Origin of the sequence: Facivitalis istanbulensis, assembly GCF_040560405.1 — a bacterium.
Classification (GTDB): Bacteria; Pseudomonadota; Alphaproteobacteria; order Sphingomonadales; family Sphingomonadaceae; genus Sphingomonas; species Sphingomonas istanbulensis.
The window spans coordinates 32,264-49,343 of sequence record NZ_JAVSCQ010000010.1 but is presented as its reverse complement, the minus strand read 5'-3'; the positions used below and the strand labels follow the sequence as shown (position 1 = coordinate 49,343).

At 68.0% G+C, this 17,080-nt stretch carries 16 protein-coding genes; 6 read left to right on the top strand and 10 right to left on the bottom strand.

Annotated elements, in window-relative coordinates:
• Window positions 1-176: 176 nt before the first annotated feature.
• Complete coding sequence (locus RN629_RS08385) at window positions 177-1,166, bottom strand: glycoside hydrolase family 43 protein (protein ID WP_407034860.1); 990 nt, start codon at window positions 1,164-1,166, stop codon at window positions 177-179.
• Window positions 1,167-1,353: 187 nt separating this feature from the next.
• Here RN629_RS08385 and RN629_RS08380 point away from each other — a divergent pair, with 187 nt between their 5' ends.
• Both RN629_RS08380 and RN629_RS08375 read left to right on the top strand, forming a co-directional pair.
• On the top strand, window positions 1,354-1,677 hold the full coding sequence (locus RN629_RS08380; RefSeq protein ID WP_407034809.1) for a hypothetical protein: 324 nt from the start codon (window positions 1,354-1,356) through the stop codon (window positions 1,675-1,677).
• Window positions 1,629-2,609: an SGNH/GDSL hydrolase family protein gene (locus tag RN629_RS08375; protein WP_407034808.1), complete on the top strand. Its 981-nt coding sequence runs from the start codon at window positions 1,629-1,631 to the stop codon at window positions 2,607-2,609. The genes RN629_RS08380 and RN629_RS08375 overlap by 49 nt, the downstream gene beginning before the upstream one ends.
• 62 nt (window positions 2,610-2,671) lie before the next feature.
• Here RN629_RS08375 and RN629_RS08370 read toward each other — a convergent pair whose 3' ends face one another.
• From RN629_RS08370 to RN629_RS08345, 6 genes are all read right to left on the bottom strand, one after another.
• Window positions 2,672-3,217: a cytochrome b gene (locus tag RN629_RS08370; protein ID WP_407034807.1), complete on the bottom strand. Its 546-nt coding sequence runs from the start codon at window positions 3,215-3,217 to the stop codon at window positions 2,672-2,674.
• A 31-nt stretch (window positions 3,218-3,248) separates the two neighbouring features.
• Entirely contained in the window at window positions 3,249-3,809 is a 561-nt protein-coding gene (locus RN629_RS08365; protein WP_407034806.1) for a GNAT family N-acetyltransferase, read from the bottom strand.
• Window positions 3,810-3,830: 21 nt separating this feature from the next.
• Window positions 3,831-5,234, bottom strand: coding sequence for an efflux transporter outer membrane subunit (locus tag RN629_RS08360; protein ID WP_407034805.1), 1,404 nt, complete (start codon window positions 5,232-5,234; stop codon window positions 3,831-3,833).
• Window positions 5,231-8,317, bottom strand: coding sequence for a multidrug efflux RND transporter permease subunit (locus tag RN629_RS08355; protein WP_407034804.1), 3,087 nt, complete (start codon window positions 8,315-8,317; stop codon window positions 5,231-5,233). The genes RN629_RS08360 and RN629_RS08355 overlap by 4 nt, the downstream gene beginning before the upstream one ends.
• A gap of 10 nt (window positions 8,318-8,327) precedes the next feature.
• Window positions 8,328-9,449 (bottom strand): efflux RND transporter periplasmic adaptor subunit, encoded by a 1,122-nt coding sequence (locus RN629_RS08350; protein ID WP_407034803.1) that lies wholly within the window; start codon window positions 9,447-9,449, stop codon window positions 8,328-8,330.
• Window positions 9,450-9,519: 70 nt separating this feature from the next.
• The gene (locus RN629_RS08345) at window positions 9,520-11,937 is read right to left on the bottom strand and encodes a TonB-dependent receptor domain-containing protein (RefSeq protein WP_407034802.1); all 2,418 of its coding nucleotides are present in this window, start codon (window positions 11,935-11,937) and stop codon (window positions 9,520-9,522) included.
• A 437-nt stretch (window positions 11,938-12,374) separates the two neighbouring features.
• On the opposite strand from RN629_RS08345, the gene RN629_RS08340 reads away from it, so the two are divergent.
• On the top strand, window positions 12,375-13,307 hold the full coding sequence (locus tag RN629_RS08340; RefSeq protein ID WP_407034801.1) for an MlaA family lipoprotein: 933 nt from the start codon (window positions 12,375-12,377) through the stop codon (window positions 13,305-13,307).
• A gap of 16 nt (window positions 13,308-13,323) precedes the next feature.
• Window positions 13,324-13,467 carry a hypothetical protein gene (locus tag RN629_RS08335; RefSeq protein WP_407034800.1) on the top strand — a complete coding sequence of 48 codons (144 nt, stop codon included), beginning with the start codon at window positions 13,324-13,326 and terminating at the stop codon, window positions 13,465-13,467.
• A 103-nt stretch (window positions 13,468-13,570) separates the two neighbouring features.
• On the opposite strand, the gene RN629_RS08330 is transcribed toward RN629_RS08335, so the two are convergent.
• Complete coding sequence (locus RN629_RS08330; RefSeq protein WP_407034799.1) at window positions 13,571-13,696, bottom strand: hypothetical protein; 126 nt, start codon at window positions 13,694-13,696, stop codon at window positions 13,571-13,573.
• A 179-nt stretch (window positions 13,697-13,875) separates the two neighbouring features.
• On the opposite strand from RN629_RS08330, the gene RN629_RS08325 reads away from it, so the two are divergent.
• Window positions 13,876-14,571: a phosphatase PAP2 family protein gene (locus RN629_RS08325; RefSeq protein WP_407034798.1), complete on the top strand. Its 696-nt coding sequence runs from the start codon at window positions 13,876-13,878 to the stop codon at window positions 14,569-14,571.
• On the opposite strand, the gene RN629_RS08320 is transcribed toward RN629_RS08325, so the two are convergent.
• Together RN629_RS08320 and galE are read right to left on the bottom strand one after the other, a co-directional pair.
• Entirely contained in the window at window positions 14,548-15,387 is an 840-nt protein-coding gene (locus tag RN629_RS08320; protein WP_407034797.1) for an HpcH/HpaI aldolase/citrate lyase family protein, read from the bottom strand. The genes RN629_RS08325 and RN629_RS08320 overlap by 24 nt on opposite strands.
• Window positions 15,388-15,394: 7 nt before the next feature.
• Window positions 15,395-16,399 carry a UDP-glucose 4-epimerase GalE gene (gene galE, locus RN629_RS08315; protein ID WP_407034796.1) on the bottom strand — a complete coding sequence of 335 codons (1,005 nt, stop codon included), beginning with the start codon at window positions 16,397-16,399 and terminating at the stop codon, window positions 15,395-15,397.
• A 78-nt stretch (window positions 16,400-16,477) separates the two neighbouring features.
• On the opposite strand from galE, the gene msrA reads away from it, so the two are divergent.
• Window positions 16,478-17,017: a peptide-methionine (S)-S-oxide reductase MsrA gene (gene msrA, locus RN629_RS08310; RefSeq protein ID WP_407034795.1), complete on the top strand. Its 540-nt coding sequence runs from the start codon at window positions 16,478-16,480 to the stop codon at window positions 17,015-17,017.
• Window positions 17,018-17,080: the final 63 nt, after the last annotated feature.

Here is a 17,080-nt window from a genome sequence, read left to right as displayed (position 1 = left end):
TTGGTAAGACTAATATCAAGAGAATTGGCGTTACCAAATAAAAAAAGAGATTTTACCTCATTGCGGAGGTGGCTGGCCTGTCCAGCCATGGAAAAGGCCGGACCCCGATGATGCGGTGCCCGGCCTTTCATGGGGGTCGCGGATCGCGATGTGGCGCGCAAACGCCTGTGACGATCTCAGTTCTCGCAGGCTGGGGGCTTGGCCGTCACGCCGCGCTCGGTCTGCTCGACGAAGCGGATCGATCCATCCTTGTTGTGGCAGAGATAATCGACCGCGACCGCGCGCCGGCCGGTCGCGCCCTTCTGGTCGCCGATGTTCAGCACGGCATTGTGATAGAATAGATACCAGCGGTTGCGGAACTGCACGATGCCGGGATGAATGGTGTAGCTGTTCTTGGCCTTACCGGTGATAAGGCCACGATAGGTCCATGGCCCCTGCATGCTGGTGGCGGTCGCATAGGCGATGCGTTCCGCGCCCTTGGCCTTTTCATCGATCGAGGCATAGGAGAGGTAATAAATGCCCTTGTGCTTATGCAGCCAGGGGCCCTCGGTGTAATTCGGCAGATCGATTTTCCGAATTGGACCGTCCAGTTCGGTCATATTGGGCTTGAGCTTGGCCAGGTACAGGTCGAAATGGCCCCAGGCGAGCCAGCTCGTGCCATCATTGTCGGTGAAGACGGTGGGGTCGATATCCTCATCGTCGGTCTTGCCCATCTTCGTCATCTCGTTCGTGACGAGCGGCGTTCCGCGCGCATCCCGGAACGGGCCGGTGGGCGTGTCGGACACCGCGACGCCGATCGCGAAGGTCGATGGCGGGCCCTTTACCCGAACCGGCGCGTAGAGGTAAAATTTCCCTTTCTTCTCGGTGACCTGCATGGCCCATGCATCGCGCGAGGCCCAGGCGAAATCGGTCGCGCGCATGACCGGCCCGTGCGCGGTCCAGTGCTTCATGTCCCTGGTCGAAAAGACCAGCCAGTCATTCATGCGGAACAACTGGTCGCCGCGCGCTTCGTCATGGCCGGTGTAGAGATAGAGCGTGTCCTTATACACCATCGGGGCGGGATCGGCGGTGAAGACATCGGTGAACAGCGGGTTCTGCCCGGGAATGCGCGGTTGATCCTGCGCCACCACCGCGGTGGCGGCCAGCCCCAGTATCGCGCCCATCATCGTCTTCACGCTTCCGCCTCGCATCGCTCATCTCCAACAGGCCTGTCCAATTTTCACGGAATCAGGATAGTGGCAGGTTGTATTGGTCGGACAAAAACTGCAAGAAGAAAAGGTGACCGGTCCAGTGGGCCGGCGCCCGGCCGCGAGGCCGGTGGGGAGGAACGCGGATGGGAAAGGCTGGGTTGGCATGAAATTCGTCAAGGCGCTGGTGCTGGCAACGGCTTTGGGCCTGTCGGCCACTTCGGTTTCCGCCCAGTGGATCGCATCCTGGGGCTCGGCACAGATGCATGTCACGGGCAAGGATGCGCTGCCGTCATCGGGGGCGATCACGCTGCGCCAGACCTTCCGCCTTTCGGCGGGGGGAGCCGCGTCCGGGTTCGCCTTTCCAACGCATTTGGCGGGCGTCCCCTTCCCATCGGTGGGGCGGCCATCGCGATTCCCGACCAGCTCGGCACGCCGGGAGTGGCGGAGGGGCGGCGCCTGTCCTTCGCGGGGCGGCCGGACAGCGTGATCCCACCGGGCGGCGAAATCTGGTCAGACCCGATCGCGATGCCGTTGACGCGCGGCGCGGACCTGACCGTCAGCCTGTATCTGCCCGCCGCCGACATGGTGCAGACCGGCCATCCGGGCGCGCGGGGCACCAATTTCTTCACCGAGGGCGACCAGTTGCTGGCGCGGCACTGGCCGAACGCGACGCCGGTCACGCGATGGTACGCCATATCCGATATCGAGGTCGACGGCGAAGGGACCGAGGCCAGCGTCGTTGCGATCGGAGACTCCATCACCGACGGATTCGGCGTCACATCCTATCGCAATACGCGCTGGAGCGATGTGCTCGCGCAGCGGCTTCGCCTTGCGCCATCGACGCGGGGGATCGGGGTGCTCAACGCGGGCATCGGCGGCAATCGCATCCTGCTCGACGGGCTGGGGCCGAATCTCGTGGCGCGGTTCGATCGCGACGTCATCGCGCGAACCGGGGTGCGCTGGGCGATCCTGCTGGAGGGGGTCAATGATCTCGGCTCGCTGTCGCGCGAGGGGCCCCGCCCGCCCGAGCGGCACGCGGCCCTGGTGCGGCAGATCACGGATGCCTATCGGCAATTGGCGCAGCGCGCCCATGCGCACGGCATCCGGGTGTTCGGTGGCACGATCACGCCGTTTACGGGGAATGACTATTACCGGCCCGACGCCGCGATCGAGGCCGACCGGCAGGCGGTGAACCACTTCATCCGCACCGCCGGGGTGTTCGATGCGGTGATCGATTTCGACAAGCTGCTGCGCGATCCCGCGCATCCCGAGCGGCTCCTGCCCGACTATGATTCGGGCGATCACCTGCATCCGTCGGAAAACGGCTATCGGGTCATGGGGCAGGCGGTTCCGCTGGCGCTGTTTCGCGCCAGCCGAAGCGGCGCGGGGCGTTCCCTTCCGGATCGCCCGGCCGATTGAACGCGCCCCGCCGCTTCCCTCCCTTCGAGCATGTGAGAGGGGCGGGGCGCGATCAGGCGGGATCAGAGCATGCGCGGCAGGACATCGGCGTCGCGGTCCCGGTCCAGCAGGCGATGCTTGATCGCCCCCGCGATGTGCAGGACGACCAGGCCGAGCAGCGTATAGGCCAGGGTCTTGTGCAGCCAGGCGAACAGGTGGAACGCGTTGTCGTTCTTGGGAAGCAGTTCGGGCAGCTCGATCCCGAAGAACGGGACGCCGTCGCTCTGGGTGAACGAGCTGGACATCGCATAGCCCATCAAGGGCACCACCAGCGCCAGGGTCAGCATCGCATATTGGACGAAGGACGACAGCGTCACCTCCCACCGCGCCAGTCCGGCGGGGTGACGCGGCACGGCGGTCCTGGCGCGGACGATCAGCGCGACGATGCCGATGCAAAAGGCCAGCACGCCGAATTCCTTGTGGACCGGGTACATCCACTCGAACTTGGCCGATAGCGTGTCGGGCAGCGACGTCATGATCCAGCCCAGCGCGAGCAGGCCCAGGATCACCGGCGCGCGCGTCCAGTGGATCAGCCGCATCGGCAGGGAATAGCGGTCTTGAACATTCATGGCATTCTCCAGGGCCGGGGCAACAGGGCCTTCATAGCGTGGCGATCGAGTCGGGGCACCCGCGCGCCGGTCGCATCTCCTTTACGAAGCGGAACATGGCGCCGTCATCGGGCATCCCCGCCGGGCCGAGGCCCTGGGGACCGACATGCCCGGGATGGAAATATTCGACGATGTGGAAGCCGCAGACATTGAGGTAGAAATGGATGTTCCGCTTTTCGAAATAGGGCGTGAAGGTTTCCCACGAACGGGTGTCGGGGAACAGCGCCTCGATCGCGAACCAGGCCTTCCGCCCGAGCCCCCGGCCATGCTGGCCGACCGCGATGAAGAACAGGTCCAGATGATTGGCCTGGGTGGCGGCATCGATCACCACCACCGCGCCGCCGACCCTTTGCCCGTCGGCCAGGATATGCAGGACGATGCTGTCGCGCGCGGCCATCGTCTTGTCCATGTCGTCCAGCGACGGGATCGCACCCTCCGGGACCACGCCATGCTCGTCCGCGACGGCCAGCGCGAAGGCGGCCTGGAGGTCGCTCTGAAATGCGGGATAGTCGGCCGGGCCGGCGCGTGTGAGGGTGACCGACGACGGGGGCATGGCTCTACTCCTGCGACGACGTCATCCTGCGCCGCCCAGCGCGCGGTACAGCGCGACCGCGCCGGCCAGTTCGTCGCGCCGCACGGTCAGGAGCGTCTGTTGCGCGGCATAGGCCGTGCGCTGGGCATCGAGCAAGTCCAGTCGTCCGCTCACCCCGGCGCGATAGGATAGCCCGGCCAGCGCCACGCGCTTCTCGGCCTGTTGCACGACCTGTTCCTGCGCGGTCCGCTGCGCCGAGAAGCTGGCCCGCGCCGCCAGCCCGTCGGCCACCTCGCGAAAGCCGGTCTGGATCGCCTTTTCATAGGTGGCGACCGCGACCGAGCGGCGGATGCGCGCCAGATCGAGCGAGCCGCGCAACTCGCCGCCGCGAAAGATCGGGGTGGAGATGGCGGGCGAATAGGACCAACTGCGATTGGCCCCCCGGAACAGCGTGTCGAGCGCGAGGCTGGCAAAGCCGAATGCACCGGTCAGCGACAGGCGGGGAAAGAATGCCGCGCGCGCCGCGCCGATATCGGCATTGGCGGCACGCAGTTCATGCTCCGCCTGGGCGATGTCGGGCCGCCGTTCCAGCAGGTCCGACGGGGTGCCGGCGGCCAGCGCGGTGCGGATCGGTTGCCGCGTCAACGGCATGGCGGGCGGCAGGTCGCCGGGCAGCGGTGCGCCGACCGCCAGCACCAGCGCGTTGGTCGCCTGTTCGCGTTCACGGCGGCGCTGGGCCAGATCGGCCTGCGCCTGACGCAGCAACCCTTCCGCCTGGGCGAGATCGACGCCGCTTGCCTGTCCCGCCGCATGAAGGCGACGGGTGATGGCGAGCGAGCTTTGCCAGTCGGTCAGCGTCGCTTCGGTCAGGTGCGACTGTTCCTCGGCCAGACGTTCGGCCAGATAGGCGTCCGCCACCGCGCCGATCACCGCCAGCCGCACCGCCCGCTGGCCCGCGCGCGAGGCGAGATAGCGTTCGGTCGCGGCGGCGTTCTGGGCGCGGATCCGGCCGAACAGGTCGATCTCGAACGCGGTCAGCGCGGCCTGCGCGCTGAACTGGCCGAAGGTGAAGCCCGATGCCTGGCCGGTGTCGAGCCCCACGCCCGCGCCCGCCACGTTCGCGGGCTGGCGCTGGCGGGTATAGCCCGCGTCCAGCGCGACGCTGGGCAGACCCTGCGCCCGCTGGACGCGGATCTGCGCGCGGGCGGCCTCGGCGTTCAGCGCGGCGATGCGCAGGTCGCGATTGTCGCTCAGCGCCAGCGCGATCAGGCTTTGCAGGCGCGGATCGCCGAACATGGCGCGCCATTCCGGCACGGCCTCGCCGTCCAGCGTCACCGGATAGGCGGTGGCGACGGGCGCGTCGGGCAGGGTCAGCCGGGGCGTCATCGAACAGGCGGTGGTCGCGAGCAGCAGCGCGACGGAGGAAAGATGCCGTCCCATGGTCATGCCTTTTCCGCCCGGCGGCGCTGGGCCAGCCCCAGGACCACGACGAAGAAGACGGGTACGAAGATCACCGCCAGCAAGGTGCCGGTGATCATCCCGCCAAAGACCCCGGTGCCGATCGCCGCCTGTGTCTCGGCGCTGGCCCCGCGCGCCAGCATCAGCGGCATCACGCCCAGGGTGAAGGCCAGGCTGGTCATCACGATCGGGCGCAGCCGGACGCGGGCGGCTGCGATCGCCGCGTCGATCAGGCTCATGCCCTCTTCGTGATAGCGTTTGGCGAACTCGACGATCAGGATCGCGTTCTTGGCGCTCAGCCCGATGATGGTGATGAGCCCGACCCGGAAGAAGATGTCGTTGGCCATGCCGCGCAGCATCACCGCCGCGACGGCCCCGATCAGGCCCAGCGGCACGACCAGCATGACCGCGGCGGGGATCGACCAGCTTTCATACAACGCGGCCAGCACCAGGAAGACGACCAGCATCGACAGCGCGAGCAGCATCGGTGCCTGCGCCCCGGCCTCGCGTTCCTGAAGCGACGCGCCGGTCCATTCGATCGCGAAGCCGCGCGGGAGCTGGGCCGCGATCTCCTCCATCGCCTTCATCGCATCGCCGCTGGATGTGCCCGGCGCGGGCGACCCGGTGATGCTGATCGACGGATAGCCGTTGTAATTGGCGAGTTGCAGCGGCCCGTGCCGCCATACCGGCGTGACCAGTTCGGCCAGCGCGACGGTGCCGCCGCTGGCGTTGCGCACCCGCATCGCCAGCACGTCGTTCAGGTTCATGCGATGCGGGGCGTCCGCCTGCACGATCACCTGCTGCAACCGTCCCTGATTGGGGAAGTCGTTGACATAGGAACTGCCCAGCGCGGTGCTGATCATGTCGGTGATCGCCGTGAACGACACGCCCATCGCGCGCGCCTTGGCCCGATCGATGTCCAGCCGGACATGGGTGCCGCCGGGCAGGGCGTCGGCATAGACGTTGGACAGCCGGGGATCGCGCGCCGCATGGCCGAGGAGCAGGTCGCGCGCCACGGACAGCGCCTCGCGCCCCTTGCCGGCGCGATCCTCCAGCCGCATGCTGAAGCCCAGCGAAGTGCCGAGTTCCTCGATGGCGGGCGGCATCATGTTCATGATCATGCCCTCATGGACCGTAGCGGCCATCGCCTTGTCGGCCGCCGCGATTTCCTGCCGGACATCGGCGCCGGGTTTCAGGATGGTGTAGATCATCGCCGCATTGGCACCCGAGCCGGAAAAGCCGAAGCCCAGGATCGACTGGGTCGTCTCCACGCCGGGGCGCGCGGCGGCGAAGCGCTCGAACGCCTCGACCGCCTCCAGCGTGCGGGTCGCGGTCGCGTCGGCGGGCAACTGGAAGCTGGTCATGTAATAGCCCTGATCCTCTTCGGGCAGGAAGGCGGAGGGCAGATTGACGAAGCCGATGCCGAGCAGCCCGACGAGCAGGACGAAGATCAGCATCATCCGCCCGCTGCGCCTCAACACCGCGCCGACCCAGCCCTGATAGCGCAGCGTCATGCGCTCGAACCACCGGTCGAAGGCGCGGAAGACGCGGTTCTTCGGGCGCTCGGCCTCGACCGGCCGCAGGAGCGTGGCGCACAAGGCAGGCGTCAGGGTGAGCGCGAGAAAGGCGGAGAACAGGATCGAGACCGCCATCGCCATGGTGAACTGCCGATAGATGGTGCCGACCGATCCCGAGGCGAGCGCCATCGGGATGAACACGGCCGACAGGACCAGCGTGATGCCGATGATCGCGGGCGTGATCTCCGCCATGGCGCGGATGGTGGCATCGCGCGGGGACAGATGCTCCTCGTGCATCAGCCGCTCGACATTCTCGACCACGACGATCGCGTCGTCGACGATGATGCCGATGGCCAGGACCATGCCGAACATGGTCAGCACGTTGATCGAATAGCCCGCCATCAGCATCACCGCGATCGTGCCCAGCAGCGCGATGGGCGCGACGATGGCCGGGATCAGCGTGTAGCGGATATTCTGGAGGAACAGGTACATCACCAGAAAGACGAGGATCATCGCCTCGACCAGCGTGTGCAGCACCTTTTCGATCGAGATGCGGACGAAGGGCGCGGTGTCGAACGGCGCCGACCAGCTCACACCGGCGGGAAAGGCGTGCGCCAGCTCGGTCATGCGCGCGCGCACCGCCTTCGACACGGCCACCGCGTTCGCGCCCGGCGACAACTGGATCGCGACGGACGCCGCGACCTTGCCGCCTTCGCGTGTCGCGGTGCTGAAGCTCTGCCGCCCCAGTTCGATCCGCGCCACCTTGTCGAGTGGCACCGATGACCCGTCGCTATTGGCCTTCAGGATGATCGATGCGAAATCCGCGACCGTCTTCAACTGGCCGTCGGCGGTCAGCGGCACCGTCACCCGCTGTCCCTGCGCCGTCGGCTCGGCGCCCAGAGCGCCGGGGGCGATCTGGACATTCTGTTCGCCGATCGCGGCGGTCACGTCGCTGGCGCTCAGTCCATAGCCCGCCAGCTTGGCCGGATCGATCCAGATCCGCATCGCGCGCTCGGCGGAGAAATTCTGCACCCGCCCGACGCCGGGCACGCGCTTGAGTTCGTCGACGATATGGCGGGTCATGTAGTCGGTCAGCCCAACCTCGTCATGGCGACCATCCTCCGACATCAGGCTGACGATCATCAGAAAGCCGCTGGAGGCCGATTCGACGGTCAGTCCGGTCTGGCGCACCGCCTGGGGCAGGCGTGCCTCGATCGTCTTCAGCCGATTCTGCACATCGACCTGCGCCATTTCGACCTGGGTGCCGGGGCGGAAGGTGGCGGTAATGGTGGCGTTGCCCGAGGTGTCGCTGCTGCTGTCGAAATAGAGCAGGTGCTTCACCCCCGACAATTCGCGCTGGATCAGCGAGACGACGCTGTCGTTCAGCGTCTGGGGCGTGGCGCCGGGATAGGTGGCATAGATGCTGACGCTGGGCGGCGCGACGCTGGGGAAGCGGGCGACCGGCATCTGCGGCAGCGCGATCGCGCCCAGCAGGATGATGGCGATGGCGATGACCCAGGCGAAGACCGGGCGGTCGATAAAGAATTTCGGCATCGACCCGTCCTCAGCGTTCGTGCCAGGGCAGCGGCTTGACCGGGGTGCCGGCCTGGACCCGGTCCTGCCCCTCGACGATCACCCTTTCACCGGCGCGCAGGCCGGACAGGATCACGATCCGGCCGCCCACGACATCCCCCGGCGTGACGCGCCGCGGGCGAACGCGATCCTGCTGGCCGACGACGCTGACCTGCGCGACGCCCTTGGCATCGCGCGTCACCGCCTGTTGCGGCACGGTCAGCGCAGCGGCCAGGCTCGCGCGCGGCAGGCGCGCCCGGACGAACATGCCGGGCAAGAGCTGCTCGCCCGGATTGTCGACCGTTACCCGGACCAGCGCGTCGCCCGTGCCGGGATCGACCGCGATGCCCGAGAACAGGATTCGGCCCCGCACGGGATGAACACGGCCGGAAGCGGTCACGATTTCCACCGACTCCGATCCCCGGCCCGACGCGCGCAGGGCCGCATAGGTCTCGGCGGGTTGGCGGATGTCGACATAGACCCGGTCGATCTGCTGGATCGTCGCCAGCGGACTGGTATCGCCGGTTCCGACCAGCGCACCCTCGGTCACATTGGCCGCGCCGATCCGGCCGGCGATCGGCGCGGTGACGCGGGCAAAGCCGAGATCGAGCTGACGCCGCCGCAATGTGGCGCGCGCTTCCGCCACCTCGGCGGCGGCCTGGTCGCGCGCGGCGACGGCGTCGTCATAGCTTTGGCGGCTGATCGCGTCGGCCGCGACCAGCGGCGCCAGCCGGGCCGCCTGCCCCTTCGCCCGCGCATAGGCGGCCGAGGCCTTGGCCAGGGTGGCGCGCGCGGTGTCGGCGTCGGCGCGGAAGGGGGCGGGGCTGATCTGGAACAGCGGTTGCCCGGCATGAACCAGCGCGCCCTGTTCGAACAGGCGGCGCTGGACGATCCCGCCGACCTGCGGGCGGACCTCGGCGGTGCGCCACGCGATGACCCGGCCGGGCAGTTCGTCGGCGATGGTGACGGGGGCGGGGCGGACGATGGTGGTCAGCACCTCCGCCGCGCTTGGCTGGGCAGCCGGGGCCTGGCCGCCGCATCCGGCCAGCGCCATGCCGGACAGGACGATGAACGACAGGGGCAGAAGGGCACGGGGGACGGGCATGGCAGACATGATGCAGCCTATCGCGCGGACGCCTTGCGCGATCGTCGAGATCATGTGGATAATGTGTGGAGGAGGGCTGTCAGAAGCCGTATCGCAGTCCCAGCCGGATCGTGCGCGGCGGCAAGGGGGTCCATTGCCCGTTGGTGCGGCTGGCCAGCGGATTGCCCGACGAAAAGCGATTGCCCCGCATGTCGAACAGGTTGGTCACGTCCAGAGTCCAGCTGACCTGTTGGCGGGTCCAGGCCAGCCCGCCGTCCGCCTGAAGATAGCCGCGCTGGGCGATGTGCAGCGGCCCGACGCCCAGCCAGGACCGGCCCGCATAGCGTAGCGCGGCGTGCAGGCTCAGCGCGTCGTCCTGCCCGATCCGCCATTGCCGCTGCCCCGCGATACGCAGCCCCAGCGCCGGCGTGTTGGGCAGGGATTGCAGGCGAAGGCGGGCGAAGTCGGGCGCGGGTGCGGTCAGCGTGCTGTGCGCGAGGAACAGCGACAATTCCCCTTCGGTCGCCGCGTCCGGTCGCCAGTCGAGCGTCGCCTCCAGCCCATGGATGCGGCCATCGCCGATATTGACGGTATAGGGGCCGTTCAGGCCGAGCAGGTCGCTTTGGATATGCCGCCATTTCGCCCGCGACAGCGCGACCGATCCCGACAGGCGATCACGGCGCCCGCCGAACCGCATCCCCATTTCGATCACGTCCAGCGTGTCGGGATGGAAGGCCTCATAGTCGGCAAGGGCGTCGTCGCCATCGGGGTCGTCGTCGGGATCGGCGGCCCGCCTGGCGTTCAGCGCATAGCCGCCGACGCGATATCCCCGCTGATAGCGGAGATAGGGTGTCAGCGACGGCGTCGCGGTCCAGGCCAACGCCGCGCTGGGGATGAAGATCACGTCGCCCTGGCCCGGTACGGCGATGGCGGCATCTTGTTCCTGGCCGTCGGGAAGAATGGTGATGCCCGAAAAGTCGAGATAATTGGCGCGCAGCCCGATCGTGCCGGTCAGCCTGGGGGCAAGGCGGACCGTCCCCTCGCCGAACAGCGCGATATCGACGATCCGGTTGCCGACACCGCGCAGTGGCTGTTCGGTCCCGCGTGTCCTCGCCGTCTGGGTCAGGCGATCGTCGCTCAGCGTCGCATAGGCGCCCAGGACAAAGCCGGTGCCGCCGGGGCGGCGGCGTGACAGGCGGAGTTCGCCGGTCATCACGCGGGCGGCCTCGCGGCTCTCCACCGTCCGCACCGCGCCGCCCGACGGGGTCGCATCATAGTGGGCCGACAGGCGGTTTTCGACCAGGGAAAAGGCGGCGGTCAGGGCCTGTCCTCCCGCCCATTCGCGATGCACCGTCACCGAGGCGAGCCGGAAATCGTGCGACGATGGCTGCGTTCCGGGCGTGGCGCGGCTGGGCCGGGTGGTGCCGCCATCGGCATATTGGGCGTCGTGATTGGCGGTCCTCTGATAGGTCGCGCCGACATCGATGGTCCAGTCGCCGCCGGGGCGCAGGCGGAGCGCCGCCCGGCCGCCGACGACCTCGCCGCGATTGACCCCGCGCCGCCCGCGCCGCGTGTCGAAGATATAGCCCGGCATGACCGAACCATAGCCGACGACCCTCAACGCGGCGTCGCGTGCCAGCGGCGCGTTGACGACGCCGAACAGATTGCCGCCCATCCCGCCATGCGCCAGATGGACCGCATCCGCGCCGACGGTGCCGCTCCACCGATCGAAACGGGGCGGCGCGGGCGTGATCCGGATCACCCCGCCAAGCGCGCCCGTGCCGTACAGGCTGCCCTGCGGTCCTTCGAGCAGTTCGACCCGCTCGACATCGTACAGCGCCAGATTGGGATCGGGCGTGCTGTAGTTGATCTGCACATCGCCCAGATACTGGCCGACTGTCGCCTGGCTGCCGCCGGTGAAGCTGCTGTCGGCGATGCCGCGGATGAACAGCTTTTCCCGTCCCGGCCCCAGGCTGGTCGACGCCAGGATGGGCAGAGCCTGGACCAGCGCCTGCGTATCGGGCGCGCCGCCATGCGCGGGGCGCAGCGTGTCGCCCATCAGGATATGCGCCGACCCGGGATAGTCATTCAGCGGCAGGTCGCGTTTGCTGGCGGTCACCACGATCTCGCGTCCGATAACCGGGGACGGCGGGGAGGGCTGGGTCGGAGCGCGGCGCGGGTGCGGCGGCGGTGCCCGCTCGATCCGGTAGAGCCCGTCCATCACCCGCACCGCCCGCATCCCGGTGCCCGCGAGCAGCCGGTCGAGTGCGGCAGCCACCGTCATCCGCCCGACGATCCGATGGCGCAGCGCCGTCCTGGCCAGCATGGGATCGCTGGTCGCCACGCTGATCCCGGCCTGCATCCCCAGCGTGACCAGCGCCTGGGCCAGCGGACCGGGACGGATGTCGAAGGCGCGCGGGGCGTCCTGATCGCGTGACCGCGCCGCCGCGGGCATGGGCAGCAGGACCGCGACGACGATCGCCCAGCCGCCGATGCTCCGGTCGATCGCCCTCACCATGCGGGCCGCCCGTCGCCCATCGTCCTGCCGGTGGCCAGCGCCGAAGAAATAATTGTTGGTTCAAGCTTGGGCGACATGATCGCAACACAATATCCATACGTGCGCGGCGGAGCAGGACAGCGGATAAGCATGGCGCGGGCTGGCGACCAAGATCAGCTCGCCCGATATCCATCAAAACTCCATCAAAAATCCATGAAAGGGGCATGGCTACGGCCAGCGGACGGCCAAGCGCGGGCGGAATTCGCGGAGGCCGGGTGCGGAGGCGGCGGAGTGGCTTCGTCTTAGGGTTATGCCAATGCCCAGCCATATGATGCGAGACAGGGAGGTTCCCGCGCCCTGTTCCGACGCTTGTCCCCCGCCTTGTCCTGGCCTTGTCCGGTGGGGATGCCGGTCGCTCATGGCGTGTCCGGGGCGCGGGTGATGCCGGGAAGGGGCGCATGATCCTGCTGTCGCTCGCCGCGTTGCTGGCCGCCGAAATACCGGCGGGCCAATGGGAACCGCCATCGCCATCGGCCCTGGCGACGCAGGAGGACGCCGTCGTCCTGTCATCGTCGCCGTCCGCCGCCGTGACGCCGCCACAGGAGGCCGCCCCGGCCGAGATCGTCGTGACCGCGAGCAAGTTCCGGCCCGGCGATCCGCTGGCGGCGATGAACGAGGCGTCCTTCGCGCTGACCCAGCGGGCGGACGACGCGGTCATGGCGCCCGCTGCCCAGGCCTATCGCAAAGTCGCGCCCAGGCGGGTCCGCACCGGTCTGCGCAACTTCTTCAACAATCTGCGCGAGCCTGTCGTCTTCGCCAATTTCCTGCTCCAGCTGAAATTCGGCAAGGCGGCGGAAACGGTCGGCCGCTTCGCGATCAACTCCACGATCGGCCTTTTGGGATTTCACGACGCCGCCGGCCGCTGTCCCTTTCGCCTGCCCTGGCGTCCGAACGGCTTTTCCGACACGCTGGGCTTTTACGGGGTCGGGCAGGGGCCATTCCTGTTCGTGCCGCTGCTGGGGCCGACGACCATCCGCGATATCGTCGGCGGGGTGGTGGACGGCGTCGTCATGCCGGTCGCGATCGGCGGGCCGTTTCGCAACCGCGCCTATCTGATCGGCAGCGGGGTGATCCGGGTGCTCGATCGCCGCGTCGAGATGGATGCGGAACTGCGTGACATACGCGCCAGCGACCATCCCTATAGCGAACGGCGCGATCGCTATCTGCGGCGGCGGGCGGAGCGGCTCGAACGCCTGAAGGGGCAAGGCGACGCGGGCACGGCCCCGCCGCCCGCCGGAGCCTATGCGGCGTCGGCGGCCGGAAACCCGGTCGTACCGATCGAGTCCTGCGCCCGCCGGGCTGACCGGCCAGCCTCACGATCCGGTTCTTGATTCGAAAGGAAGACCGATGCGCCTCATCGCATTCTGCCTCGCCTCGCTGCTATTGTCCGCGCTGTTGATCCCGCAACAGCGTCAGGAGCAAACCGAAACTTCGAAAGCGGAGTGCGCGGTGGCGCTGCACGGCGCGCCGTCCCGCGCCTGTGTCGAGTGATTCGCGGGCGGGTCATACCGTAGCCTGAACTGCCCGAAGTTTCGACCCGGCGTGCCTGAAAGGCCTTCGGTCGGCGCGCCCCAGGGACGCGCCGATCGGGGCGTCAGATCAGGCGACGAACAAGATGCGATACGCCAGCCACGACACCACCCAGGGCGGCCCAGCTCGCAATCGCACCGACCGTCAGGATCATCAGACGATTCAGCGGCGAAATCATATCGTGGTTCATGGCGACCTATCCTCTCCCACCAGTCTGCGCGCTAGTGTGAGACAAAAATGCGACAAGTTGCTTAAAATGGCAAACCCAATTTTCTAATCGCGCAGATTGAGTACGTCGATGAACGCGGTGTCGGGCATTGCAGGACGCGGCTCGGCGCGTCAGAGGAAGGGCATGATCGAGATCGCTGCTTGAGCCCCGTCGGAACGCCGTCGCCCGTGCAGCCGACGCGCCATACCCCGTCCTGGCTTTTGCGCGGCGCGGCGGCGGGGGCGACGGCGCTGGCGCTGGCGCTGCTGTTGATCATCGGGCTGCTGGTCGATCGCTGGCCCTTTGCGGCGGACCGCGCGATCCTGCTGTGGCTGCGCGCCCACGCGCAATCGCCAGGGGTTATGCGCGTGGCGGTCGACATCACCGCGCTGGGCAGCGTGCCGGTCCTGATCCTGATGGTGGCGGGCGCCGCGATCTTGCTGGCTGCGCGCGGCCTGTGGCTGACGGCGGTGGCGACCGCGGCGGCCGGGATCAGTGGCGGCGCGGTGGTCACGGTGATGAAGACCGGCATCGCGCGCGCCCGGCCCGATCTGGTGCCGCATTGGGTGGCGGTGTCCAACGCCAGCTTTCCGAGCGGTCACGCCGCGGGCAGCGCGATGGTCTATCTGACGCTGGCCGCCTTGGCGACGCAGGTGACGCGCCATCGACGGATGCGTTCGGCGATCATGGCGCTGGCGATCGGACTGGTCGTCGCGATCGGGGTCAGCCGTGTCTATCTGGGCGTCCACTGGCCGTCGGACGTCGCGGCGGGATGGTGCTTCGGAACCTTCTGGGCGCTGGGATGGTGGTGGGCAACGACGCGGCTGCGCGCCTCATGGGGTGACGCGCGCCAATAGCCGCTGCGCCGCCTTCAAATGCGGCGCGTCGACCATCCGCCCGTCGAGCTGCAACGCGCCCGCGCCCGGGTTCGCGGCGAACAGCTCCACGATGGCCCGCGCCCGCGCCAGTTCCTCCTCCGACGGGGTGAAGGCGGCGTTGATGACCGCCACCTGCGCCGGATGGATCGCCATCATGCCGGTAAAGCCGTCGCGCCGCGCGCGCCCGGCATAAGCGGCGAGTCCGTCCAGATCGCGGAAATCGGGATAGACGGTCTCGATCGCCGGCACGCCGGCCGCATGCGCGCCGAACAGGGTCAGGGCGCGGGCCAGCCGATAGGGCGCGGTATAGTCGCCATCCGCCTCGCGGGCGCTGGTGGCGCCGATCGCGGCCGGCAGGTCCTCCGCGCCCCAGGTCAGCCCCGCCAGCGGGATGCTGGCCCCCGCATAGTCGCCCAGCCGGAAGATCGCCGCAGGCGTCTCGGTCGCGATCGGCAGGATCGGGATATGCGTCACGCCCCGGGCCGCGAGCGCGTGCAGGCTGACCAGCCCTTCGGCCTTGGGCAGGACGATGCCGTCGGGGCGCGCGTCGAGGATCGCGGCAAGGTCATCGGCCGCCAGCGGGCCGTCGACCGGATTGATCCGGACGAACAGCCCGACATCTGCGTCGCGCGGGCGGGATAAAAAGGCGGCGATCGCGTCGCGCGCGCGCGGCTTTGCGTCCGGCGCGACCGCATCTTCCAGGTCGAGGATCAGCGCGTCGGCGCCGGTTCCCATCGCCTTGGCCATGCGATCGGGCCGGTCGCCCGGCACGAACAGGAGCGAGCGCAGCCGCATCGCGGCCTTACCGGCCCATCTCGGCCAGCTTGCGTTCCCAGGCGAGCGCATCGCGGACGATCCCGTCCAGATTGTCGCGCTGGGGCCGCCAGGACAGGGTCGACAGGATCGCGCTGTTGTCCGCGACCAGCTCGGCGGGGTCGCCCGCCCGGCGTCCTTCCAGGCGGCGCTCGACCTTCAGGTTCGTCACCCGATCCACCGCGTCGAGCACTTCCAGCACCGAAAAGCCGCGACCATAGCCGCAGTTCAGCGTGTGGCTCTCACCCGGCTGCGCGATCAGCAGTTCGAGCGCCGCGACATGCGCGGCGGCAAGATCGGAGACATGGATATAGTCGCGCACGCCGGTGCCGTCGCGCGTGGCGAAGTCGGTGCCATAGACGCCGACGCCGTCGCGCTTGCCGATCGCCGCCTCGACCGCGATCTTGATGAGATGGGTCGCGCCGACCGTCGACTGGCCGGTCCGCCCCTCGGGATCGGCGCCCGCGACGTTGAAATAGCGCAGCGCGCAATAATTGATCGGATGCGCGGCGGCGACGTCCTTCAGCATGATCTCGGTCATCAGCTTGGACATGCCATAGGGGTTGATCGGCATCTTGGGATCATTCTCCGCGACCGGCACCCGCTCGGGCGTGCCATAGGTGGCGGCGGTCGACGAGAAGATGAAATGCGCCACGCCCTCGGCCACCGCGCTTTCGATCAGCGAACGGCTGGCGGCGGTGTTGTTGCGATAATATTTGAGCGGATCGCTGACCGATTCCGGCACCACCACCGATCCGGCGAAATGCATGATCGCGCGAACGCGGTGTTCGCGGATCGCGGCGCGCACGGCGTCGTCATCGGCGACATTGGCGACGACCAGCGCGGCGCGGCGATCGACCGCCCAGTCAAAGCCGGTGACCAGATTGTCGAGCACGACGACGTCATATCCGGCGTCGAGCAGTGCCAGCACGGCATGGCTGCCGATATAGCCCGCGCCGCCCGTCACCATGATCTTGCCGTCGATCGTCGCCATGTCTTTTGCCTCGAAGCTTTGGATTGCCGTGGCCTAGCGCCTTCCTATCTAGGCGTACAAGACGACAAGGAGATATCCGTGACCGAATATGTGACGCTGGCCGGTGGCTGTTTCTGGTGCACCGAAGCGGTGTTCAAGGATGTGATCGGCGTGGAGTCGGTCGAAAGCGGTTATATCGGCGGCACTTTGCCCAACCCGACCTACAAGCAGGTGTGCGGCGGCGACACCGGTCATGCCGAGGCGATCCGCATCGGCTATGACCCCGAACAGCTCGCGCTCGACGATCTGCTCGACATCTATTTCGCGACGCATGACCCGACGCAGCTCAACCGCCAGGGCAATGACGTCGGCACGCAATATCGCTCCGCCATGTTCCCCGCCGACGCGGCGCAGGACGCGGCGATGCAGGCGGCGCTGGCGCGCGCGCAGGACGGGTTGGACAAGCCGGTGGTGACGACGATCGAGCCGATGGGCGAATGGTATCCGGCCGAGGATTATCATCAGGATTATTGGGAGGTCTCGGGCCGGTCCAATCCCTATTGCATGGCGGTGATCCCGCCCAAGCTGCAAAAACTGCGCAAAAGCTTCGCCACGCGGTCGAAGGCCGTGACCGCCTGACAGTGTAGGATGCGGGGGGCGGGTATCGATATGGCCTGCCCCCCTTTCAGGCGCAGGGCAGCC